The sequence below is a fragment of the Kitasatospora sp. NPDC004531 genome, from assembly GCF_053602195.1.
Genome location: NZ_JBSGDD010000109.1, coordinates 1 through 20,578 on the forward strand (window position 1 = coordinate 1; position 20,578 = coordinate 20,578).

Consider the following 20,578-nt stretch of genomic DNA (forward strand, 5'->3'; position numbering starts at 1 on the left):
GCGCCGATGGTACTGCAGGGGGGACCCTGTGGGAGAGTAGGACGCCGCCGAACAATTCTTCAATAGGCCGAGGCCCCAGCGATTAGCTGGGGCCTCGGCCTTTTTTGTTGGGCTTTTCAGCCGAACAGACCGCCGGCGCACGGCGGTCGGGCACCCGGACGCGGTGCTCGTCCGTGTGCCGGACAATGGACAAAGACGGACGGACCGGCCCTGGTGGGGCCGGGGGACCCGTCCGGATCGCGCGCTGGTGTCGATGGATCGGCAGTGGCGCCCTCTAGAGCCAGCAGTGTGCAGACAGGAGTCACCAGCATGTCGAACCCGCCCCAGGACCGGCCCGAGCGCCGTAACGACGGCGGCCGGGGTTACGAGCCCAGGTCGCGCGGGGGCTGGTCGAACGACCGTGGCCCGCGTCGTGACGACCGTGGCGAAGGCGGCGGCTACCGGGGTCGTGACGACCGCGGTGACCGCGGCGGCGACCGCGGGGGTTACCGCAGCGACCGTGGCGACCGTCCGTCGTACGGCGACCGCCCGCAGGGCGGTGGCTACCGCGGTCGCGACGACCGTCCCCAGGGCGGCGACCGTGGCGGCTTCCGCCGTGACGACCGTGGCGACCGCCCCCAGGGTGGTTTCCGCCGTGACGACCGTCCGCAGGGTGGTGGCTTCCGTCGTGATGACCGCGGTGACCGCCCGCAGGGTGGTTTCCGTCGGGACGACCGTGGCGACCGCCCGTCGTACGGCGACCGCCCGCAGCGCAGCGGCGGCTTCGAGCGCCGTGACGACCGTGGCGACCGCCCCCAGGGTGGTTTCCGTCGCGACGACCGCGGTGGGTTCCGTCGGGACGACCGTGGCGACCGCCCGTCCTACGGCGACCGTCCGCAGCGCAGCGGCGGCTTCGAGCGTCGCGACGACCGTGGCGACCGCCCCCAGGGTGGTTTCCGCCGTGACGACCGTCCGCAGGGTGGTGGCTTCCGTCGTGACGACCGCGGTGACCGCCCGCAGGGTGGTTTCCGTCGGGACGACCGTGGCGACCGCCCGTCGTACGGGGACCGTCCGCAGCGCAGCGGCGGCTTCGAGCGCCGTGACGACCGCGGTGACCGCCCCCAGGGTGGCTTCCGTCGCGACGACCGGCCCCAGGGCGGGTACCGGGACCGCGACGACCGCCCGTCCTACGGCGACCGTCCGCAGCGCAGCGGTGGCTTCGAGCGCCGCGACGACCGTGGCGACCGCGGCGACCGCCCGCAGGGTGGCTTCCGCCGCGACGACCGTGGCGACCGCCCGTCGTACGGCGACCGCCCGCAGCGCAGCGGCGGCTTCGAGCGCCGTGACGACCGCGGCGGCGACCGTGGCGGGTTCCGTCGCGACGACCGTGGCGACCGTGGCGGCTTCCGTGGCCGTGACGACCGCGGTGGCGAGCGTGGCGGCTACCGGGGTGGCCGGGACGACCGTGGCGGGTTCCGTCGGGAGCAGGACGAGCGTCGGCCGGAGCCGGTGCGCCGGCTGCCGATCCCGGACGACGTGACCGGCTTCGAGATCGACGCGGACGTGCGTCAGGACCTGAAGAGCCTGCCGAAGACCCTCGCGGACGATGTGGCGCGCAACCTGGTGATGGTCGCCCGGCTGCTCGACAGTGAGCCGGAGGAGGCCTACAACTACTCGCGGGTCGCGCTGCGGCTGGCGTCGCGCGTGGCGAGTGTCCGCGAGGCGGCCGGTTTCGCGTCGTACATGACGCAGCGGTACTCCGAGGCGCTGACCGAGTTCCGGGCGGCGAAGCGGATGACCGGCCGGGTGGACCTGTGGCCGGTGATGGCGGACTGCGAGCGCGGTCTGGGTCGTCCGGAGCGGGCGCTGGCGATGGCCGGCGAGCCCGAGGTGAAGCAGCTGGACAAGGCCGGTCAGGTCGAGATGCGGCTGGTCGCGGCGGGTGCCCGTGCGGACCTGGAGCAGTTCGACGCGGCCGTGGTGACGCTGCAGAGCCCGGAGCTGGCGTCCTCGGCGATCCACCCGTGGACGGCGCGCCTGCGCTACGCGTACGCCGACGCGCTGATCGCGGCGGGCCGGGCGGACGAGGCCCGCGAGTGGTTCGTGAAGGCCGTGGAGGCCGACTCGGACGGTTCGACCAACGCGGCCGAGCGGCTGGCGGAGATCGACGGCGTGGAGTTCACCGACGCGCTGGACGAGGACGCCGAGGACGAGGCCGTGGAGTCCGAGGAGCCGGCCCGCAAGCCGATCGCGAAGGACGAGATCGGCGACGACCGGATGATCTTCGAGGACGAGGAGGACGTCGAGGAGTTCTACGACGACGACGACCTCGAGATCGACGAGGAGTACGACGAGGACTCCTTCAAGGAGGAGCCGAAGAAGGCCTGACCTTCGCGCGGCACTCGAACAGGCGGCCCCCGTTCCGATCTGGAACGGGGGCCGTTCTGTGTCCGCGGCGCGCGGGTCAGCCGAGTTCGAGCGAGCGCAGAACCAGTCCGGTGGCCGGTTTGGGGCCGAAGGAGGTGGATTTGCGCGGCATGGTGACGCCCTGCTCGGCGAGGCGGCGGACCACGCGCTCCTCGACGGGGTGGAGCAGGACGGCGGTGCCGCCGGTGCGGGCGGCCTCCCGGACGGCGGCCTCGGCGGAGTGCAGGTAGCCGATGTGCTCGGGGCTGTCGGGGACGTGCCAGGTCCGGTCGAGCAGGGTGGCGTGCAGCACGGTGGCGTCGAGGTGGCGCCACTCCTCGGGCCGGTCGGTGCGGACGGTGGCGTCCAGGATGCGCTCGTCGGGGCCGGTGAGCAGCAGGTAGCGGTCGTCGCCGGCGGTGAGGACGAAGGCGTTGCGGGCGTCCGTGCGGGCCTCGGCGAGGGCCTTGAGGGCGTCGTCGAGGGAGCCGGCCAGTTCGGTGAGCTGCCAGACGTCGGGGTCGAGGGCGGCGGTCGCGGCGTGCAGCGGCAGGCGGTGCAGGACGCGGTGGATGGCCCGGACCTGCAGCGGGTAGCGGTCGGTGTCGACCAGCAGGACCAGGCCGCGGTCCCAGGGGCTGCGCGGCAGGTGGCGGTGTTCGCGCTGCAGCCGCAGGTACATCTCCCAGCGGTGATGCCCGTCGGCGATCAGGGCGCGGCAGGTGGCGAGGTCGCGGTTGACGGCGGCCAGGTCGGCGGGCGCGGTGACGGCCCACAGGCGGTGGTGGGTGCCGTCGGTGGTGGTGACGTGGAGCAGCGGCTCGCCGGCGGCGGTGCGGTCGACGACCTCGGCGGCCCGGCCGTGGCCCCGGTAGGTGAGCAGCAGCGGTTCGAGGTTGGCGCGGGTGGTGCGCATCAGGCCGACCCGGTCGGCGACGGGTTTGGGCATGACGTCCTCGTGGGGGAGGACGACGCCGGCCTCTGGGCCGCTGACGGCGAGGGCGCCGATCAGGCCGCGTTGCAGGTCGCCGGTGGGGGAGCGCTGCTCGTAGACGTACAGGGCGGGCCGGGGGTCGGCGGTGAGGACGCCCTGCTCGCGCCAGTCGCGCAGCAGCCGGGCGGCGTGCCGGTAGCGGGTGTCGCGGTCGGGGCGGTGGCCGGAATCCTCCGGTTCGGGGCGCGGCAGGATCAGGCGGACGATGTTGTGGGGGTCCGCGGTCTCCAGGTCGTGGCGCCGTCCGGGGTCCACCACGTCGTACGGCGGTGAGGTCACTGCGGCGAGGTCGCCGACCCGTTGGGGGTCGTAGCGCAGGCCGCGGAACGGGGACAGGGACAGCCCTGCGGTGGCGACGTGCCCGGGGTCTCCGGGGCCGCCCGAGGGCTCGTTGCCGCTTTCGGCACGGGGGGCGCTCATCTTGGGCATGTTAGCCGGGTAGTTCTTGTTGGGAGATCGCGATGCGCGCGGCTGTTTCCCGGCCGCGGGCGAGGCGGTGGGTGCGGAGCAGGAAAGCGGGGCAGTGCGGATGAGTCACGGGAGCCACGGGGGAGACGGCGCGGAGGCCTCCTCGGGGAGCGCGGCGGGGGCGCCGGGCGGCGGGGTGTACGACTGGTTCCGGCGCGGGGTGCGGTTGTTGGAGGAGCGGCATCCGGCGGCGGCGGTGCAGCTGCTGGCGCGGGCGGCGGAGGCCGAGCCGGGGTCGCGGTCGATCCGGGAGGCGTTGGCGCGGGCGCAGTTCGACGCGGGGCAGTACGCGGCGGCGCTGGAGAGTTTCCGGACGGTCGCGGTGGCCGATCCGTCGGACGACTACGCGCAGTTCGGCTGGGGTGTGGCGGCGGCCCGGCTGGGGGATTTCGAGTCGTCGGCGGAGCACCTGGCGCTGGCGGTGGCGATGCAGCCGGGCAACAAGCACTACCGGGCGGCGCTGCGGCAGACCCGGGCGACGCTGGCGGCCAGGGCGGGCGCGTTCGGGCCGTTGCAGCCGGGTGCGCCGGGGTACTTGGCGCCGCCGCAGGATCCGGAGGACAGGGCCTAGGGTTGCGGGTGTTCGATCGTCCGGCGTGAGTCGGCGTGAGTCGGCGTGAGGTTCGGCGTGGGTTTCGACGTGAGTGGAGAAGCAGCGATGGTGCGGAGCGTGCCGCAGGGCAGCGCGGTGGCGTTGACGGAGGCGTACGACACGGCGCTGCTGGACCTGGACGGCGTGGTGTACGCCGGGCCGCACGCGATCCGGTGGGCGGTGGAGTCGCTGGAGCGGGCGCGGGCGGCGGGGATGCGGCTGGCGTACGTCACCAACAACGCCTCCCGTCCGCCGCGGGCGGTCGCGGAGCACCTGTCGGAGCTGGGCGTGCCGGCCGAACCGGCCGATGTGATCAATTCGGCGCAGGCGGCGGCGCGGCTGGTGTCGGAGCGGGTTCCGGCGGGTTCGCGGGTGCTGGTGGTCGGCGGCGCGGGGCTGGTGGAGGCGCTGCGCGAGCGCGGGCTGGTGACGGTGCGCTCGCTGGACGAGGACCCGGCGGCGGTGGTGCAGGGCTACGACCCGTCGGTGGGCTGGGCGGACCTCGCGGAGGCGTCCTACGCGGTCGGCCGGGGCCTGCCGTGGGTGGCGTCGAACACCGACCTGTCGATCCCGACGGCGCGCGGCATCGCCCCGGGCAACGGGACGCTGGTGGCGGCCGTGTCGGCGGCGACCGGGGTGACGCCGGAGGTGGCGGGCAAGCCGCTGCCGCCGATGCACCGGGAGACGGTGCTGCGGACGGGCGCGAAGCGTCCGCTGGTGGTGGGCGACCGCCTCGACACCGACATCGAGGGCGCGTACAACGGCGGCGTCGACTCGCTGCTGGTCTTCACCGGCGTCACCACGCCCGCCCTGCTGCTGGCCGCCCCCGTGCAGCACCGTCCGACCTATCTCGCGGACGACCTGCGGGGCCTGCTGGAGCCGCAGCCCGAGGTGGCGGCGCTGGGCGGCGGCCGGTTCGGCTGCGGCGGCTGGGAGGCCGGCGTGGCCGACGGCGCGCTGACCCTGGACGGCGCGGGCGAGCGGATCGACGCGCTGCGCGCGCTGTGCGCGGCGGCCTGGACGTGGGCGGACGCGAACGGCGCGGTGCCGGACGGCGCGAAGGCGCTGGCCCTTGCGGGGCAGCCGAGTTGACGTTCCGTCGCGGTTGACTTCAAGCGGACTTGAACATGCAGGCTGGCCGTATGACCAACGACACTGCGGTCCGCGCTGCGGACCTGGACGCCATTCACGCCATCGTCGCCACCGTGGAGCGCACCCAGCGGGAGAAGGACGTCGAGGGGTTCCTGTCCCTGCTGCGTCCCGACTCGTTGACCACGACCGGGCACGGCAAGGTGCTCATCGGGTTCGACGCGATCGCCGAGTTCACCCGGCGGGTGATGCCGAGCGCCGTCCTGGCGGGCGAGGTCAGCTACGAGGTGGCGCACGTCCAGTTCCTGCGGCCGGACGTCGCCGCGGTGAAGGTGCGGCAGACGCACCGCACGGCGGACGGGGTGTCGGAGGGGACGCCGCTGTACATCGTCTCCAAGGACGAGCAGGGCTGGCGGCTGCACGTCAGCCAGAACACCGAGGTGCTCGCCGCCTGACCGCGCCCGCTCCGACCCGTCCCGCCGTGCGCCGCACGGCGGGACGGAGTGTTTCGCGGGGCGTGCTCAGAGCAGGCTGCGCAGGCGCAGCAGGTCGAGGAAGCTCGCGTCCAGCTTGAGGCGGCCGGTGGCCCAGGCGGTGGGGAACGGCAGTCGGCCGTCGACCATGGCGACCAGGTCGGTGCCGGTGGTGGTGAGGCGGATGTCGGCCTTGGCGGTGGGGGCGCCCGGGGCGTCGGTGATGCCGGTGAGCTGCCCGCCGGTGAGCCGTCCGGTGAAGGTGAGGTCGAGGTCGGTGAGGTGGCAGCTGAGCGACCGGTCGAGGGCGGCGGCCTTGCGGACGTCGCCGTTCGCGCCGGCGAGGTTGCGGCTGAGCTGCTCCAGTGCGCTGCGGCACTCCTCGATGGTGGCCATGGGTGCGGCGTGCTCCTGTCTCGGTGGTCGGTGCGGCGTTCCACGCTAACGCGCCCGGCGGGCGGGTTCGCCGGGCGGGGTGAGGGGGCCGACCGTGGGGCGGGTGGGGAATGCGCGTACGGGCCGGGCGTAGGACGGGGTAGCGTCAGGTCGGGCAGTGGGTGCCCGCGGAGGAGGCGGTTCGGATGCTGCGGGATGCGGTGCGGGGTGTGGTGGTGGTCGCGGCGGAGCTCGCCGAGGAGGCGGGCCGCCGGGTGCAGGGCGCGGCCGAGGAGTTGATCCGCCGGAGCGGCGAACTCCCGGCGGGGGTCGATCAGTTGCGGACGCTGGCCGAGCAGGCGGTGTCGGCCGGGGTCGGTCTCGCGGGCGCCGCCAAGGGCGAGGTCGAGCGGGTCGTGGAGAAGGTCGGCGACCAGGTGGTGAAGGTCGGCGTGGTGCTGAGCTTCCTGGAGTCGAAGCTGCGCGAGACCGGCGAGCCGCCCGCGACCGAGCCCGAGGGGCAGGCCGAGGAGGAGCCGCAGGAGCAGCCGGTGGTCCGGCCGGCCGCCCGCGCCAAGGGCCTGTTCGACGCCGGGTGGGACGCGGAGCCGGTGGCGGAGCCGGCCGCGGAGCCCGAGCCGTCGGCGCCGCCGGTGAAGCGGCCCGCTGCCCGCAAGGGCGCGGCGGCCAAGGAGACGGCGGCCAAGCGCTCGGTGCCGCGGAAGGCCGCGGCGACGCCGAAGACGGTGGCGAAGAAGGCCGCGTCCACGAAGAAGGCCGCGCCCGCGAAGAAGACGACGGCGAAGAAGACGGCCGTGAAGAAGGCCGCCCCCGTGGACAGCCCGTCGGCCCCGCTGCCCGCGCAGGCGAAGAAGGCCGCGCCGGCGCGGAAGTCGGTGTCGGTGCCGACGTCGTCGACCAAGGCCGCGTCGAAGCGCACCAAGGCCGTTGACGGCGCGTCGGAGGCCGCGACCGCGAAGAAGGCGCCCGCCCGGAAGACCGCCGCCAAGGCCGAGGGCGGGGACGCCGGCGGTGAGTGAGGTGCAGTGGACGGGGGAGGCCGAGGTCGACGAGGTGTTGGCCCGGCTCGGCGAGGCGGACGGGGTGGGGGCGGGGGAGCGGGCCGAGGTGTACGAAGATGTTCATGCGCGGCTCGCCGCGACCCTCGCGGCGCTGGACCGCGAGTGACGATTGCGGAATGTGGGAGCTGACGTAGCAGTGGCAGTGGCACGACGCCGTCTGGATGCGGAGCTGGTGCGGCGGAAGCTGGCCCGGTCGCGGGAGCACGCGAGCGAGCTGATCGCGGCGGGCCGGGTGACGGTGGGCGGCGCGGTGGCGACGAAGCCGGCGACGCAGGTGGAGACGGCGGCGGCGGTGGTGGTCGCCAAGGACGACACGGACCCGGACTACGTGTCGCGCGGCGGCCACAAGCTGGCCGGCGCGTTCGCCGCGTTCGTGCCGCAGGGCCTGGTCGTCGAGGGCCGCCTGGCGCTGGACGCGGGCGCGTCCACGGGCGGCTTCACCGACGTTCTGCTGCGCGCGGGCGCGGCGCACGTGCTGGCGGTGGACGTCGGCTACGGGCAGCTCGCCTGGTCGTTGCAGAGCGACGAGCGGGTGACGGTGATGGACCGCACCAACGTGCGGGAGCTGACGCCGGAGCTGATCGGCGGCACCCTCGTCGACCTGGTGGTCGGCGACCTGTCGTTCATCTCGCTGGGCCTGGTGCTGCCGGCGCTGGCCGGCTGCGCGGCGCCCGACGCCGACCTGGTGCTGATGGTGAAGCCGCAGTTCGAGATCGGCAAGGAGCGGCTGGGTTCCGGCGGCGTGGTGCGCTCGCCGGAGCTGCGGGCCGAGACGATCCGCCAAGTGGCTTCGCAGGCCTGGCAGTTGGGCCTCGGCGTGCGGGCGGTGACGGCGTCGCCGCTGCCGGGCCCGTCGGGGAACGTGGAGTATTTCCTGTGGCTGCGCCGGGACGCGGGCGAACTGGATCCCGCCGAGGCGGACCGGGCCGTGGCGGAGGGCCCCAAGTAGGGTACTTGGCAGGCGTCCGAGCGTTGCGCAGACTGGCATGCCGCGGCCGGGCCAGCAGGGTCCGGCGGGCGTAGGGAGAGGGCAGCGGGCAATGAGCGATCGTCGTACGGTCTTCCTGATCGCGCACACCGGCCGGGAGGCCGCCCTGCGCAGTGTGGAAGGGCTGGTGGACGGCCTGCTGAAGGCGGGGATCCGGATCCGGCTGCTGGAGACGGAAGCGGTGGGCCTCGACCTACCGGACGGGGTGGAACTGGTGCCCGGCGGGCCGGGCGCGGCCGACGGCTGCGAACTGATCCTGGTCGCCGGCGGCGACGGCACCCTGCTGCGCGGGGCGGAGCTGGCCCGCGAGTCCGGGCTGCCGATGCTCGGCATCAACCTGGGCCGGGTCGGCTTCCTCGCCGAGGCGGAACGCGACGACCTGGCGACGGTGGTCGACCGGGTGGTGGACGCCGACTACGCCGTCGAGGAACGCATGACCATCGACGTGCTGGTGCGCACCAACGGCGACGTGCTGCACGAGGACTGGGCGCTGAACGAGGCCTCGGTGGAGAAGGCCGCCCGCGAGCGGATGCTCGAAGTGGTCACCGAGGTCGACGGCCGCCCGGTGTCCAACTTCGGCTGCGACGGCGTGGTGCTGTCCACGCCGACCGGCTCGACGGCGTACGCGTTCTCCGGCGGCGGGCCGGTGGTGTGGCCGGAGGTGGAGGCGCTGCTGATGGTGCCGATCAGTGCGCACGCGCTGTTCGCCCGCCCGCTGGTGACCTCGCCCGACTCGGTGCTGGCGGTCGAGGTGCAGCCGAAGACGCCCCACGGCGTGCTCTGGTGCGACGGCCGCCGCTCGGTCGAACTCCCGGCCGGCGCGAGGGTGGAGGTACGGCGCGGCAAGACGCCGGTCCGCCTCGCCCGCCTGCACCGGGCGCCCTTCACGGACCGCCTGGTCGCGAAGTTCGCCCTGCCGGTCACGGGGTGGCGGGGGCGCGGACAGAACGCGTGAGGTGGGTGCGAAACCAGGGCGAGCACCACCAGGGGCGCGGGGAACTGCGCGACAAGCGCAGACCACGTCCGTAAGGTCGCGATCACGTGCAAGTCATTGTCCTGCGTCGCGATCTTGGCGGTGGGGCGCCTCCCGCTTCGCGCAGTTCCCCGCGCCCCTGGTTGTGCTCTCCCTGCGTTTCGCACTCTCTCGTTACAGGCTGCACGGCTCCGGTTCCGCCGTCGTGAAGCGCTCCGCGCGGGCGAGCTCGGCGGCCTCCGCGATGCGGTGGAGGGCGTCCGGGACGTGGGTGGCGGGGAGGGTGAGGGGGAGGCGCAGGTACTCCTCGAACGCGCCGTCGATGCCGAAGCGGGCGCCGGAGGCGAGGCGGACGCCGAGGCGTTCGCCGGCCCGGGCGAGGGCGGTGGCGGGGAGGCCGGGGGTGGCGACCCAGAGGGCGAGGCCGCCGGGCGGGAGGGTGAAGCGCCAGCCGGGGAAGTGCCGGGGCAGGGCGACGGCGAAGGCCTCGGCGGTGGCGCGCAGGCCGGCGTGGCGGTCGGCGCGGACGGCCGGCAGGTGGTCGGTGAGCAGGTGGGCGCAGATCAGCTGGTCGAGGACGGGCGTGCCGAGGTCGTACAGGGCGCGGTCGGTGGCCAGCTTCCGCACCAGCGAGGGCTGGGCGCGCAGCCAGCCGACGCGCAGGCCGGGCCAGAGCACCTTGCCGGCCGAGCCGACGGTGATCACCCGGGCGTCGCGGTCGAGTGCGGCCAGCGGCCGGGGCATCGCGGAGTCGGCGACGCCCCAGCCGAGTTCGGCGCAGGTCTCGTCGGCGAGGACGGCGGTGCCGGCGGCGCGGGCGTGGGCGAGCAGGTCGCGGCGCTGGTCCTCGTCGATCAGGGCGCCGGTGGGGTTCTGGAAGTCGGGGATGGTGGAGGCGAGTTTCGGGGCGGCGCCGCGGAGCACCCGCTGCCACTGCGGCAGGTCCCAACTCGCCTGCCCGGTACGGTCGGTGGTGAAGGGGACGGGGACCAGACGGGCGCCGAGGCGGTCCAGGGCGCGCAGCGTGTTGGCGTAGCTGGGCGCTTCGACGGCGACCCGGTCGCCGCGCCCGAGCAGGGCCTGGTGGACGAGGTGCAGGGCGCTCATCGCGCCGGTGGTGATCAGGATCTGGTCGGGTCCGGTGGGCAGGCCGCGCTCGGTGTAGCGGTGGGCGACGGCCTCGCGCAGGACGGGCAGGCCGGTGGGGTAGGTGCCGTGTCCGGCGGTATAGGCGGGCAGCCGTTCCAGGGCGTGGGCGGCGGCGTCGGCGAGCTGCGGCGGGGCGGTGGGGGCGGCGAGGCCGAGGTCGAGGTCGGTGCCGTGCCGGTCGGGTCCGAGCGGGTGCAGGGTGTCGGCGGGCGGCCGGGTGCCTTCGGGCAGGGCGGTCCAGGAGCCGGCGCCGCGTCGGGAGCGCAGGAAGCCGTCGGCGCGCAGCGCCTCGTAGGCGGCGGCGACGGTGGTGCGGCTGAGGCGGAGTTCGGCGGCGAGTTCGCGTTCGGCGGGCAGCCGGGTGCCGGCGGGGAGCCGGCCGTCGGCGACCAGGCGGGAGACCCGGTCGGCGAGCGAGCGGTAGGCGGGGCGGCGGCCGTCCGGTGCGGGGAGTTGGCGGGCGAGGGCGTGCGGGGTCAGGGTGCTGTGCCACTCGGCCATCGGAATCAGTCCACTCGGATCGGATTGGCCCTGTCGGGCGTGCTTTTGGACCGCCCATAGTGACGGTCAGTGCCGAGGAACGGCAAGCACCGCACGAAACGAGGTCCACTGATGGCACTCTCCCTGCCCGTGTTCGCGAACGACCTGCCGACCCGCCTGGTCCGGCTCGCCGCCGGCCTGGTGCTGTACGGCGTCTCGATGGGCCTGGTGCTGCGCTCCTCGCTGGGCGGCAACCCGTGGGACGTCTTCCACCAGGGCCTGGCCCGGCACCTGGGCTTGAGCGTCGGCAGCTGGGTGACGCTGGTCGGCGTGCTGGTGCTGCTGCTGTGGATACCGCTGCGGCAGCGGCCCGGCGTCGGCACCGTCGGCAACGTCGCGGTGCTGGGCGTCGCGATGGACGCCACCCTGGCGGCGCTGCCGCACCCGCAGGCGCTGGCCGCCCGGATCCCGCTGCTGGCGGTGGGCATCGTGCTGAACGCGGTGGCCACCGGCCTGTACATCGGCGCGCGGCTCGGCCCGGGCCCGCGCGACGGCCTGATGACCGGCCTGCACCGGCGCACCGGCCGCTCGGTGCGGCTGATCCGCACCTGCATCGAGGTGGTCGTGCTGGCCGCCGGCATCGCCCTGGGCGGGACGTTCGGCGTCGGCACCCTCGCCTACGCGCTGGCGATCGGCCCGCTGGTGCAGTTCTTCCTGCCGCGCCTGACCGTGCCGGAGCGCGCCGCCGCCGCCACTGTCGGGTGAACCGGGGGGCGGTCGTCGCGAACCGTGGGTGGAACCTCGTAAGGTCGTCTCCGTGTTGGACGAGATGCGGATACGGGATCTGGGTGTCATCGACGACGCGGTGGTCGAACTCGCCCCCGGCTTCACCGCCGTCACGGGTGAGACCGGCGCCGGCAAGACCATGGTGGTGACCAGCCTGGGGCTGCTGCTCGGGGGCCGGGCGGACCCGGCGCTGGTGCGCAACGGCTCCGCGCGGGCGGTCGTCGAGGGCAGGCTCGCCCTCGACCCCGGCTCGCCGGTGGTGGCCCGCGCGATCGAGGCGGGCGCCGAGCTCGACGACGGCGAGCTGCTGATCAGCCGCACCGTCTCCGCCGAGGGCCGCTCCCGCGCGCACGTCGGCGGCCGCTCGGTGCCGGTCGGCCTGCTCGCCGAGCTCGGCGAGGACCTGATCGCCGTGCACGGCCAGACCGACCAGCAGCGGCTGCTGCGCCCGTCCCGGCAGCGCGGCGCGCTCGACCGGTACGCGGGCGAGGCCGTCGCCGAGCCGCTGGCCCGCTACCGCGAGGTGTACCGCGCCCTGCGTGAGGTCTCCGCGACGCTGGAGGAGCTCACCACCCGGGCCCGCGAGCGCGCCCAGGAGGCCGACCTGCTGCGCTTCGGCCTGGAGGAGATCGCCGCCGCCGAGCCCGTCGCCGGGGAGGACGCGGAGCTCGCCGCCGAGGCCGAACGCCTCGGCCACGCCGACGCGCTGTCCTCCGCCGCGACCCTCGCGCACGCCGCGCTGGCGGGCGACCCCGCCGACCCGGAGGCGGTGGATGCGGGCACCCTGCTCGCCCAGGCCCGCCGCGCCGTGGACGCCGTCCGCCACCACGACGAGCGCCTCGCGCAGCTCGCCGACCGGCTCGGCGAGGTCGGCTACCTGCTCGCCGACGTGGCCGGCGACCTCGCCGGGTACGCCGACGACCTGGACGCCGACCCGGTGCGGCTGGCCGCCGTCGAGGACCGCCGCGCGATCCTCGCCCACCTGGTGCGCAAGTACTCCGGCACCGAGGGCACCCTCGCCGAGGTGGTCGGCTGGGCCGAGGCCGGCTCGGTGCGGCTGCTGGAACTCGACGGCGACGACGACCGGATCGACGAACTCGGCGCGCGGGAGACCGAGTTGCGCGCGCGGCTGGCCGACCTGGCGGCCGAGGTCTCGCAGGCCAGGCACGCCGCCGCCGACAAGTTCGCCGCCGCCGTCTCCGACGAGCTCGCCGAACTGGCCATGCCGCACGCCCGGGTCACCTTCGCGATCAGCCAGGTCGACGACCTGTCCGGGATCGAGATCGACGGCCGCACCGTCGCGTACGGCCCGCACGGCGTCGACGAGGTCGAGGTGCTGCTCGCCCCGCACCCCGGCGCGCAGCCCCGCCCGATCGCCAAGGGCGCCTCCGGCGGCGAGCTGTCCCGCGTCATGCTGGCCGTCGAAGTGGTGTTCGCCGGCGCCGACCCGGTGCCGACGTACCTGTTCGACGAGGTCGACCAGGGCGTCGGCGGCAAGGCCGCCGTGGAGATCGGCCGCCGCCTCGCCAAGCTCGCCCGCAGCGCCCAGGTGGTGGTCGTCACGCACCTGCCGCAGGTCGCCGCGTTCGCCGACCGGCACCTGGTGGTGGAGAAGACCAACGACGGCGTCGTCACCCGCAGCGGCGTGAAGACCCTCAACGACGAGGAGCGGGTGCGCGAGCTGTCCCGGATGCTGGCCGGCCTGGAGGACTCCGAGCTCGGCCGGGCGCACGCCGAGGAACTGCTCGAAGCCGCCCGCACCGCCCGGTCCCGGTAGCCCCGCCGCGCGCCGCCCGGGCCCCGCCGGCCCGGGCGACGCGCCCGCAGCGGTGCCGACTGTCCAAGAGGGCGACGGACCTGGCATCGTGGCGAGCGGACACCAGCTGACAACGAGTCGGAGCAAGAACGACGTGGACCATTCCGCCGCCCGGGCCACCGCGGCCCCCCAGCTGCACGTGGTGCTCGTCCTTTCCGCCGCGACCGGCGGGATCGGCGCGCACGTGCGCTCCCTGACACACGGTCTGGTCGCCCACGGGGTGACGGTCACGGTCTGCGCGCCCGAGGGCGCCGACCGCCGCCACGGGTTCTCCGCCGCCGGCGCCCGGCTGCACACCGTCGACATCACCCCCACCTCCGGCGCCCGCTCCGACGCCGTCGCGATCGGCGAACTGCGCCGCGCCTTCACCGGCGCCGACGTCGTCCACGCGCACGGCCTGCGGGCCGGCCTGCTGTCCGACCTGGCGCTGCGCACCGCCGGCCGGTTCCCCGGCATCCGCCCGGAGACGCCGCTGGTGGTCACCTCGCACCACGCGCTGCTCGCCACCGGCCTGGAGCGCCGCCTGCAGCGCCTGATGGAACGCCGGGTGGTGCGGGCCGCCGACCTGGTCCTCGGCGCCTCCTCCGACCTGGTCGCCCGGGCCCGCGAACTGGGCGCCACCGACGCCCGGCTCGGCCCGGTCGCCGCCCCGCCGATGCCGCCCGCCGAGCTCGACCGCGCGGCCGCCCGCGCGGCCGCGCTGCCTGGCGGCGACGACGGCCGGCCCGTGGTGCTGGCGATCGGCCGGCTGGTCGCGCAGAAGTGCTTCTCGCTGCTGCTGGACGCCGTCCCGTACTTCGCCGCGCCCGGCGAGCCGATGCCGCACGTGCTGCTGGCCGGCGACGGCCCCGAGCGGCAGGCGCTGACCGAGCGGGTGCGCGCCGAGCAGCTGCCCGTGGACGTCCTCGGCCACCGCACCGACATCGCCGACCTGCTGGCCGCCGCCGACCTGGTGGTGCTGTCCTCCCGCTGGGAGGCCCGCTCGCTGGTCGCCCAGGAGGCGATGCGGGCCGGCGTGCCGGTGGTCGCCACCGCCGTCGGCGGCGTGCCCGAACTGGTCGGCGACGCCGCCGTGCTGGTGCCGTTCGCCGACCGGCGGGCGCTCGGCGACGCCGTCCGCGAACTCCTCGGCGACGAGAAGCGCCGCCTCGAACTCGCCGACGCCGGCCGCGCCCAGGCCCGCACCTGGCCGGACGAGGCGGCCACCGTCGCCCAGGTGCTGTCCATCTACGACGAACTGGTGCAGCGTCAGAACTGATGCCGGGTCAGTGCGACGACAGGTTCAGCCCGCCCGCGGCGGTCAGCCGCAGCGCCGTGTCGATCAGCGGGACGTGGCTGAACGCCTGCGGGAAGTTGCCGACCTGGCGGCGCGAGCGGGAGTCCCACTCCTCGGCGAGCAGCCCCAGGTCGTTGCGGAGCGCCAGCAGCCGTTCGAACAGCTCGCGGGCCTCGCCGACCCGGCCGATCATCGCCAGGTCGTCGGCCAGCCAGAACGAGCAGGCCAGGAACGCCCCTTCGTGCCCCGACAGGCCGTCGACGTTGTTGCCTTCGTCGTCGTGCGTCGGGTAGCGCAGCACGAAGCCGTCCGGGGTGGACAGTTCGCGCTGGATCGCCTCGATGGTGCCGATCACCCGCTTGTCGTCCGGCGGCAGGAACCCCACCTGCGGGATCAGCAGCAGCGAGGCGTCCAGCTCCCTGCCGCCGTAGTACTGGGTGAAGGTGTTGCGCTCCGGGTCGTAGCCCTTGGCGCAGACGTCGGCGTGGATCTCGGCGCGCAGCGCCTCCCAGCGCTCGGTGAGGCCGTCCGGGGCGTTGCCCAGCTGCTCCAGCAGTTTGAGGGTGCGGTCGACGGCGACCCAGGCCATCACCTTGGAGTGCACGAAGTGCCGGCGCGGGCCGCGGACCTCCCAGATGCCCTCGTCGGGGTTGCGCCAGTGGTCCTCCAGGTACTCGATCAGGCGCAGTTGCAGCTGGTGGGCGTGGTCGTGCCGGGCCAGGCCGGACATGGTGGCCAGGTGCAGGGCCTCGACCACCTCGCCGTACACGTCGAGCTGGAGCTGCCCGGCGGCGCCGTTGCCGACCCGGACCGGGCGGGAGTCCTCGTAGCCGGGCAGCCAGTCGAGTTCGGACTCGGTGAGTTCGCGCTCCCCGGCGATGCCGTACATGATCTGCAGGTTCTCCGGGTCGCCGGCCACCGCGCGCAGCAGCCACTCGCGCCAGGCGCGGGCCTCCTCGCGGTAGCCGGTGCGCAGCAGCGAGGACAGCGTGATCGCGGCGTCCCGCAGCCAGGTGTAGCGGTAGTCCCAGTTGCGTTCGCCGCCGAGGTCCTCGGGCAGCGAGGTGGTGGGGGCGGCGACGATGCCGCCGGTGGGGGCGTAGGTGAGCGCCTTCAGGGTGATCAGCGAGCGGACCACGGCCTCCCGGTAGGGGCCCTGGTAGCGGCACTGCTCGACCCACTCGCGCCAGAACCGCTCGGTGTTCTCCAGCGCTTCCTCGGCGTCCGGCGGCGCGGGCGCCGCCTCGTGCGAGGCCTTCCAGGTCAGCCCGAAGGCGATCCGCTCGCCGGCGGTGACGGTGAAGTCGGCGTACGTGGTCAGGTCGCGGCCGTAGGTCTCGGCCCGGCCGTCCAGCCACACCGAGTCGGGTCCGGCCACCGCGACGGTGCGGTGCCCGCCGTCGGGCTGCTCGACCCGGTGCACCCAGGGCACCACGCGGCCGTAGCTGAACCGCATCCGCACCGCCGAGCGCATCCGGACGGTGCCGGCCAGGCCCTCCACGATGCGGATCATCTGCGGCACGTCCGGGGTGCCGAGCAGGTGGCGCGGCGGCATGAAGTCGATCACCCGGACGGTGCCGCCCTGGGTGTCCCACTCCTGCTCCAGGATCAGCGAGTCGCCCCGGTAGCGGCGCCGGTCGCAGGGCAGCGCGGGCGCGGCGGCGGTCTCCGGGGGCAGTCGCGGCTCGCCGTCCAGCAGGGTGCGGGGCGGCGGGGCGGCGGCGGGCGGCGGCTCGACCGGCAGCGCCGGGCCGATCCGCCAGAACCCGTGCTCGTCGGTGCCGAGCAGCCCCGCGAACACCGCCGGCGAGTCGAACCGCGGCAGGCACAGCCAGTCGACCGCGCCGTCCCGGCGGACCAGCGCCGCCGTCTGCATGTCCCCGATGAGCGCGTAGTCCTCGATGCGACCGGCCATGGCTCTCCGTTCCCAGCGGCCCAGCGTGCCCCGGCGGCGGCTTAACGCACGGGTCGGGCGAGGATGTCGACGTTTGAGCAGAATACGTCGATACGAGTGTTTCGGGCGCATCCACACCCCCCGGCCGCCTGCCCGGAAGCCTTGTGCCGCAAGCCCTCCGGGCCCCTTTCGACCAGCCCCGATGCGCCGTCCGGCCGACCCGCCGGGGCCCCGTCCACCCGGACGCGGGCGAGCACTCGCCGGGGCACTGATACGCTGGTATCCCGTGGAACTGGTGGGAACGAGGGCCGGGAGCCCCTCCACCGGCGTCACTCTCCGACACGACACCCACGGGAGCCCCCTCTTGGCACAGCCCCATTCCGGCAAGTCGGCCAGCGGCCGCGCCGTGACGACCAAGCACCTCTTCGTCACCGGGGGTGTCGCCTCTTCGCTCGGCAAGGGCCTCACCGCCTCGAGCCTCGGCGCCCTGCTCAAGGCCCGCGGCCTGCGGGTGACCATGCAGAAGCTGGACCCCTACCTCAACGTGGACCCGGGCACCATGAACCCGTTCCAGCACGGTGAGGTCTTCGTCACCGACGACGGCGCCGAGACCGACCTCGACATCGGTCACTACGAGCGCTTCCTCGACACCAACCTGCACGGCTCGGCGAACGTCACCACCGGGCAGGTCTACTCCACCGTGATCGCCAAGGAGCGGCGCGGCGAGTACCTCGGCGACACCGTCCAGGTCATCCCGCACATCACCAACGAGATCAAGTCCCGGATCCGCCGGATGGCGACCGAGGACGTCGACGTGGTCATCACCGAGGTCGGCGGCACCGTCGGCGACATCGAGTCGCTGCCGTTCCTGGAGGCCGTCCGCCAGGTCCGCCACGAGGTCGGCCGCGACAACGTGTTCTTCGTGCACGTCTCGCTGCTGCCCTACATCGGCCCGTCCGGCGAGCTCAAGACCAAGCCCACCCAGCACTCGGTGGCCGCGCTGCGCAACATCGGCATCCAGCCCGACGCGATCGTGCTGCGCGCCGACCGCGAGGTGCCGCAGGCCATCAAGCGCAAGATCTCGCTGATGTGCGACGTCGACGAGGAGGCCGTGGTCGCCGCGATCGACGCCAAGTCGATCTACGACATCCCGAAGGTGCTGCACGGCGAGAACCTGGACGCCTACGTGGTGCGCCGCCTCGACCTGCCGTTCCGCGACGTGGACTGGACGGTCTGGGACGACCTGCTGCGCCGCGTCCACGAGCCGCAGCACACCGTCAAGGTCGCCCTGGTCGGCAAGTACATCGACCTGCCCGACGCCTACCTGTCGGTGACCGAGGCGCTGCGCGCCGGCGGCTTCGCCAACAACGCCCGGGCCGAGATCAAGTGGGTCACCTCCGACGACTGCGAGACCCCCGAGGGCGCGCAGGAGCAGCTCGGCGACGTCGACGCGATCTGCATCCCCGGCGGGTTCGGCGACCGCGGCGTCAACGGCAAGGTCGGCGCGATCACCTACGCCCGCGAGAACAAGATCCCGCTGCTGGGCCTGTGCCTGGGCCTGCAGTGCGTGGTCATCGAGGCCGCCCGCAACCTGGCCGGCCTGCCCGAGGCGAACTCCACCGAGTTCGACCCGGCCGCCAAGCACCCGGTCGTCTCGACCATGGCCGAGCAGCTGGCCATCGTCGACGGCAAGGGCGACCTGGGCGGCACCATGCGCCTGGGCCTGTACCCGGCGAAGCTCGCCGAGGGCTCCATCGTGCGCGAGGTCTACGGCGGCGAGCAGTACGTCGAGGAGCGCCACCGCCACCGCTACGAGGTCAACAACGCCTACCGCGCGGACCTGGAGAAGACCGGCCTGCAGTTCTCCGGCCTCTCCCCGAAGGGCGACCTGGTCGAGTACGTCGAGTACCCGCGCGAGGTCCACCCCTACCTGGTCGCCACCCAGGCGCACCCCGAGCTGAAGTCCCGCCCGACCCGGCCGCACCCGCTGTTCGCGGGCCTGGTCGCCGCGGCGATCGACCGCAAGGTCGGCTGACGGTTCTCGGGAAGCCGCCCGTCCCGGAGTTCGCTCCGGGGCGGGCGGCTTCGGCGTGTCGGGGGCGGGGCGTCCGGTAGATTGCGTCTATCTGACGAGAAGGGGTGGTGTTCCTGATGACCGGGATTCGCGACACGGCCGAGGAGTGGGACGTCCGGGACGGGCACACGCCCTTCCAGGGCCGGATGACGGGCATGCGCTCCGAGCAGGTGCGGATGCCCGACGGCAGCTGGGCGCAGCGCGACTACCAGATCCACCCCGGGTCGGTCGGCGTCCTCGCCGTCGACCAGCAGGCCCGGGTCCTGGTGCTGCGCCAGTACCGGCACCCCGTCCGCCACCGGCTGTGGGAGCTGCCGGCCGGGCTGCTCGACGTGCCCGGCGAGAACCCGCTGCACGCCGCGCAGCGCGAGCTCTACGAGGAGGCGTACTGCAAGGCCGGCGACTGGCGCGTCCTGGTCGACTTCTACACCTCGCCCGGCGGCAGCGACGAGGCCCTGCGGCTCTTCCTCGCGACCGACCTCGCCGAGGCGGAGGGGGAGCGGTACGCGGCCCACGGGGAGGAGCTGGAGCTGGAGACCGCGTGGGTGCCGCTCGAACAGCTCGTCGACCTGGTGCTGGCCGGCGAACTCCACAACCCCACCCTGGTCACCGGCACCCTCGCCCTCCACACCGCGCTGTCCCGCGGCGGCGTCGGGTCGCTGCGGCCGGCGGACAGCCCCTGGCCGGCCCGTCCGTTCTGAGACGGCGCCCCGCGGGGCGGTGCTGCTCCGGGGCGCGCAACCGGGGTTGGGCCGGGGGGGTGGTGTGGGGGTTGGCGGGGACCGGGGTGGGTGGGTGGGGTGGGGTGGTCGAACTACGCTTCGCGGACGGGGCCCGGTGTGCGGGCCCGGGGCGCTGGGCGACGGGTCGGGAGTGGCGCGGGTGGCGAGGGATACGGCGGCGGTGGCCGAGGCGGCCGGGGTCTTCGACGCGTTGCCCGCGGGCGCCCGGCCGTTCGGGGGGCGGGTGGCGGAGCTCGCGGCGCTGACGGTCGCGGCGGGCCGGCCGGCCTCGGGTCGGGGGCGGCTGCTGGTGCTGGCGGGGCGGCCGGGTTCGGGCCGCACCGCGCTGGCCGTGCGGTGGGCGCGGAGCGTCGCCGAGCAGTACCCGGACGGGCTGCTGTACGCGCGGATGTCGGCGCCCGACGGGACGCGGGTGGGCGCGGGCCGGGCGGCCCGGACGCTGCTGGACCAGCTCGGTGAGCGGCCCGGCCTGGCGCTGCTGCCGGGCGCGGCCGAGGAGGACCCGGCCTGCGAGGCGCTGCGCGACGCGCTGGCCTCGCGGCGGGCGCTGGTGCTGCTGGACGACGTGCGCGACACCGGCCAGGTGTGGCCGCTGCTCGCCGAGAAGACCGCCTCGGTGCTGCTGGCCACCACCTCGGGCCCGCTGACCGGCATCGACGGCATCGACCCGGTGATCCTGGGCGGCCTGGAGCACCGGGTGGCGGTCGAGCTGCTGTCGGAGCTGGTCGGCGGCACCCGGATCTCCTGCGACCCGGTGGGCGCGGCCGAGCTCGCCGAGGCGTGCGCCAACCGTCCGGCGGCGCTGCGGCTGGCCGCGGGCTGGCTGCGCTGCGAGCCGCGGCTGCCGGTCACCGAGGCCGCGGCCCGCTTGCGGCGCCCGCCCGGGCAGCCGGCGCGGGAGCGGACACTCCGTGACCCCAGCTCCAGCGGGGGCGCGGGAC

Annotated in this window: 18 protein-coding genes and 1 pseudogene; 15 read left to right on the top strand and 4 right to left on the bottom strand. The window is 74.7% G+C overall.

The features are described 5' to 3' along the window. Positions 1-591: 591 nt before the first annotated feature. Both ACWEMJ_RS29875 and ACWEMJ_RS29880 read left to right on the top strand, forming a co-directional pair. Positions 592-1,179: pseudogene (locus tag ACWEMJ_RS29875) on the top strand (DEAD/DEAH box helicase); the annotation flags it as partial. A 309-nt stretch (positions 1,180-1,488) separates the two neighbouring features. After that, positions 1,489-2,367, top strand: a complete 879-nt coding sequence (locus tag ACWEMJ_RS29880; protein WP_452140257.1) for a tetratricopeptide repeat protein — start codon at positions 1,489-1,491, stop codon at positions 2,365-2,367. Positions 2,368-2,443: 76 nt separating this feature from the next. Here the strand turns inward: ACWEMJ_RS29880 and ACWEMJ_RS29885 are convergent, their stop codons facing one another. After that, positions 2,444-3,799: a DUF1015 family protein gene (locus ACWEMJ_RS29885; RefSeq protein ID WP_452140241.1), complete on the bottom strand. Its 1,356-nt coding sequence runs from the start codon at positions 3,797-3,799 to the stop codon at positions 2,444-2,446. Positions 3,800-3,908: 109 nt separating this feature from the next. Here ACWEMJ_RS29885 and ACWEMJ_RS29890 point away from each other — a divergent pair, with 109 nt between their 5' ends. The 3 genes from ACWEMJ_RS29890 to ACWEMJ_RS29900 all read left to right on the top strand — a co-directional run bounded on the left by ACWEMJ_RS29890 (position 3,909) and on the right by ACWEMJ_RS29900 (position 5,983). Then, positions 3,909-4,418, top strand: a complete 510-nt coding sequence (locus ACWEMJ_RS29890) for a tetratricopeptide repeat protein (RefSeq protein WP_452140242.1) — start codon at positions 3,909-3,911, stop codon at positions 4,416-4,418. An 87-nt stretch (positions 4,419-4,505) separates the two neighbouring features. Then, on the top strand, positions 4,506-5,531 hold the full coding sequence (locus ACWEMJ_RS29895) for an HAD-IIA family hydrolase (protein WP_452140243.1): 1,026 nt from the start codon (positions 4,506-4,508) through the stop codon (positions 5,529-5,531). Between the two features lie 50 nt (positions 5,532-5,581). Next, a complete protein-coding gene (locus tag ACWEMJ_RS29900) occupies positions 5,582-5,983 on the top strand; it encodes an SgcJ/EcaC family oxidoreductase (protein ID WP_452140244.1) in 402 nt (133 codons plus the stop codon). A 66-nt stretch (positions 5,984-6,049) separates the two neighbouring features. On the opposite strand, the gene ACWEMJ_RS29905 is transcribed toward ACWEMJ_RS29900, so the two are convergent. Continuing rightward, positions 6,050-6,397 carry an SCP2 sterol-binding domain-containing protein gene (locus tag ACWEMJ_RS29905; RefSeq protein WP_452140245.1) on the bottom strand — a complete coding sequence of 116 codons (348 nt, stop codon included), beginning with the start codon at positions 6,395-6,397 and terminating at the stop codon, positions 6,050-6,052. Positions 6,398-6,582: 185 nt separating this feature from the next. On the opposite strand from ACWEMJ_RS29905, the gene ACWEMJ_RS29910 reads away from it, so the two are divergent. The 4 genes from ACWEMJ_RS29910 to ACWEMJ_RS29925 all read left to right on the top strand — a co-directional run bounded on the left by ACWEMJ_RS29910 (position 6,583) and on the right by ACWEMJ_RS29925 (position 9,401). Next, complete coding sequence (locus ACWEMJ_RS29910) at positions 6,583-7,416, top strand: hypothetical protein (protein WP_452140246.1); 834 nt, start codon at positions 6,583-6,585, stop codon at positions 7,414-7,416. Continuing rightward, complete coding sequence (locus ACWEMJ_RS29915; protein ID WP_452140247.1) at positions 7,409-7,564, top strand: hypothetical protein; 156 nt, start codon at positions 7,409-7,411, stop codon at positions 7,562-7,564. Before ACWEMJ_RS29910 ends, ACWEMJ_RS29915 begins: the two co-directional genes overlap by 8 nt. A gap of 36 nt (positions 7,565-7,600) precedes the next feature. Then, positions 7,601-8,407 (top strand): TlyA family RNA methyltransferase, encoded by an 807-nt coding sequence (locus ACWEMJ_RS29920; protein WP_452140248.1) that lies wholly within the window; start codon positions 7,601-7,603, stop codon positions 8,405-8,407. A gap of 91 nt (positions 8,408-8,498) precedes the next feature. Beyond that, positions 8,499-9,401: an NAD kinase gene (locus tag ACWEMJ_RS29925; protein ID WP_452140249.1), complete on the top strand. Its 903-nt coding sequence runs from the start codon at positions 8,499-8,501 to the stop codon at positions 9,399-9,401. Positions 9,402-9,593: 192 nt separating this feature from the next. On the opposite strand, the gene yczR is transcribed toward ACWEMJ_RS29925, so the two are convergent. Then, positions 9,594-11,069: a MocR-like transcription factor YczR gene (gene yczR, locus ACWEMJ_RS29930; protein WP_452140250.1), complete on the bottom strand. Its 1,476-nt coding sequence runs from the start codon at positions 11,067-11,069 to the stop codon at positions 9,594-9,596. Between the two features lie 111 nt (positions 11,070-11,180). On the opposite strand from yczR, the gene yczE reads away from it, so the two are divergent. The 3 genes from yczE to ACWEMJ_RS29945 all read left to right on the top strand — a co-directional run bounded on the left by yczE (position 11,181) and on the right by ACWEMJ_RS29945 (position 14,908). Beyond that, positions 11,181-11,813 carry a membrane protein YczE gene (gene yczE, locus ACWEMJ_RS29935; protein ID WP_452140251.1) on the top strand — a complete coding sequence of 211 codons (633 nt, stop codon included), beginning with the start codon at positions 11,181-11,183 and terminating at the stop codon, positions 11,811-11,813. Positions 11,814-11,877: 64 nt separating this feature from the next. Then, positions 11,878-13,611 (top strand): DNA repair protein RecN, encoded by a 1,734-nt coding sequence (gene recN, locus ACWEMJ_RS29940; RefSeq protein WP_452140258.1) that lies wholly within the window; start codon positions 11,878-11,880, stop codon positions 13,609-13,611. A gap of 133 nt (positions 13,612-13,744) precedes the next feature. Further along, entirely contained in the window at positions 13,745-14,908 is a 1,164-nt protein-coding gene (locus ACWEMJ_RS29945; RefSeq protein ID WP_452140252.1) for a glycosyltransferase family 4 protein, read from the top strand. Positions 14,909-14,915: 7 nt separating this feature from the next. On the opposite strand, the gene ACWEMJ_RS29950 is transcribed toward ACWEMJ_RS29945, so the two are convergent. Beyond that, a complete protein-coding gene (locus ACWEMJ_RS29950) occupies positions 14,916-16,841 on the bottom strand; it encodes a glycoside hydrolase family 15 protein (protein ID WP_452140253.1) in 1,926 nt (641 codons plus the stop codon). 343 nt (positions 16,842-17,184) lie between these two features. On the opposite strand from ACWEMJ_RS29950, the gene ACWEMJ_RS29955 reads away from it, so the two are divergent. From ACWEMJ_RS29955 to ACWEMJ_RS29965, 3 genes are all read left to right on the top strand, one after another. Next, a complete protein-coding gene (locus ACWEMJ_RS29955) occupies positions 17,185-18,855 on the top strand; it encodes a CTP synthase (RefSeq protein ID WP_452140254.1) in 1,671 nt (556 codons plus the stop codon). A 116-nt stretch (positions 18,856-18,971) separates the two neighbouring features. Beyond that, a complete protein-coding gene (locus ACWEMJ_RS29960) occupies positions 18,972-19,595 on the top strand; it encodes an NUDIX domain-containing protein (RefSeq protein ID WP_452140255.1) in 624 nt (207 codons plus the stop codon). A 181-nt stretch (positions 19,596-19,776) separates the two neighbouring features. Then, positions 19,777-20,578, top strand: an 802-nt coding sequence (locus tag ACWEMJ_RS29965; protein ID WP_452140256.1) for an AAA family ATPase, incomplete at its 3' end; no start/stop codon positions are given.

What these genes read in the sequence shown, in the direction of transcription:
- ACWEMJ_RS29885 (WP_452140241.1), bottom strand. Translation starts at nt 3,799, where the DNA reads ATGAGCGCCCCCCGTGCCGAAAGCGGCAACGAGCCCTCGGGCGGCCCC.
- ACWEMJ_RS29890 (WP_452140242.1), top strand. Translation starts at nt 3,909, where the DNA reads ATGAGTCACGGGAGCCACGGGGGAGACGGCGCGGAGGCCTCCTCGGGG.
- ACWEMJ_RS29895 (WP_452140243.1), top strand. Translation starts at nt 4,506, where the DNA reads ATGGTGCGGAGCGTGCCGCAGGGCAGCGCGGTGGCGTTGACGGAGGCG.
- ACWEMJ_RS29900 (WP_452140244.1), top strand. Translation starts at nt 5,582, where the DNA reads ATGACCAACGACACTGCGGTCCGCGCTGCGGACCTGGACGCCATTCAC.
- ACWEMJ_RS29905 (WP_452140245.1), bottom strand. Translation starts at nt 6,397, where the DNA reads ATGGCCACCATCGAGGAGTGCCGCAGCGCACTGGAGCAGCTCAGCCGC.
- ACWEMJ_RS29910 (WP_452140246.1), top strand. Translation starts at nt 6,583, where the DNA reads ATGCTGCGGGATGCGGTGCGGGGTGTGGTGGTGGTCGCGGCGGAGCTC.
- ACWEMJ_RS29925 (WP_452140249.1), top strand. Translation starts at nt 8,499, where the DNA reads ATGAGCGATCGTCGTACGGTCTTCCTGATCGCGCACACCGGCCGGGAG.
- yczR (WP_452140250.1), bottom strand. Translation starts at nt 11,069, where the DNA reads ATGGCCGAGTGGCACAGCACCCTGACCCCGCACGCCCTCGCCCGCCAA.
- yczE (WP_452140251.1), top strand. Translation starts at nt 11,181, where the DNA reads ATGGCACTCTCCCTGCCCGTGTTCGCGAACGACCTGCCGACCCGCCTG.
- recN (WP_452140258.1), top strand. Translation starts at nt 11,878, where the DNA reads ATGCGGATACGGGATCTGGGTGTCATCGACGACGCGGTGGTCGAACTC.
- ACWEMJ_RS29950 (WP_452140253.1), bottom strand. Translation starts at nt 16,841, where the DNA reads ATGGCCGGTCGCATCGAGGACTACGCGCTCATCGGGGACATGCAGACG.
- ACWEMJ_RS29960 (WP_452140255.1), top strand. Translation starts at nt 18,972, where the DNA reads ATGACCGGGATTCGCGACACGGCCGAGGAGTGGGACGTCCGGGACGGG.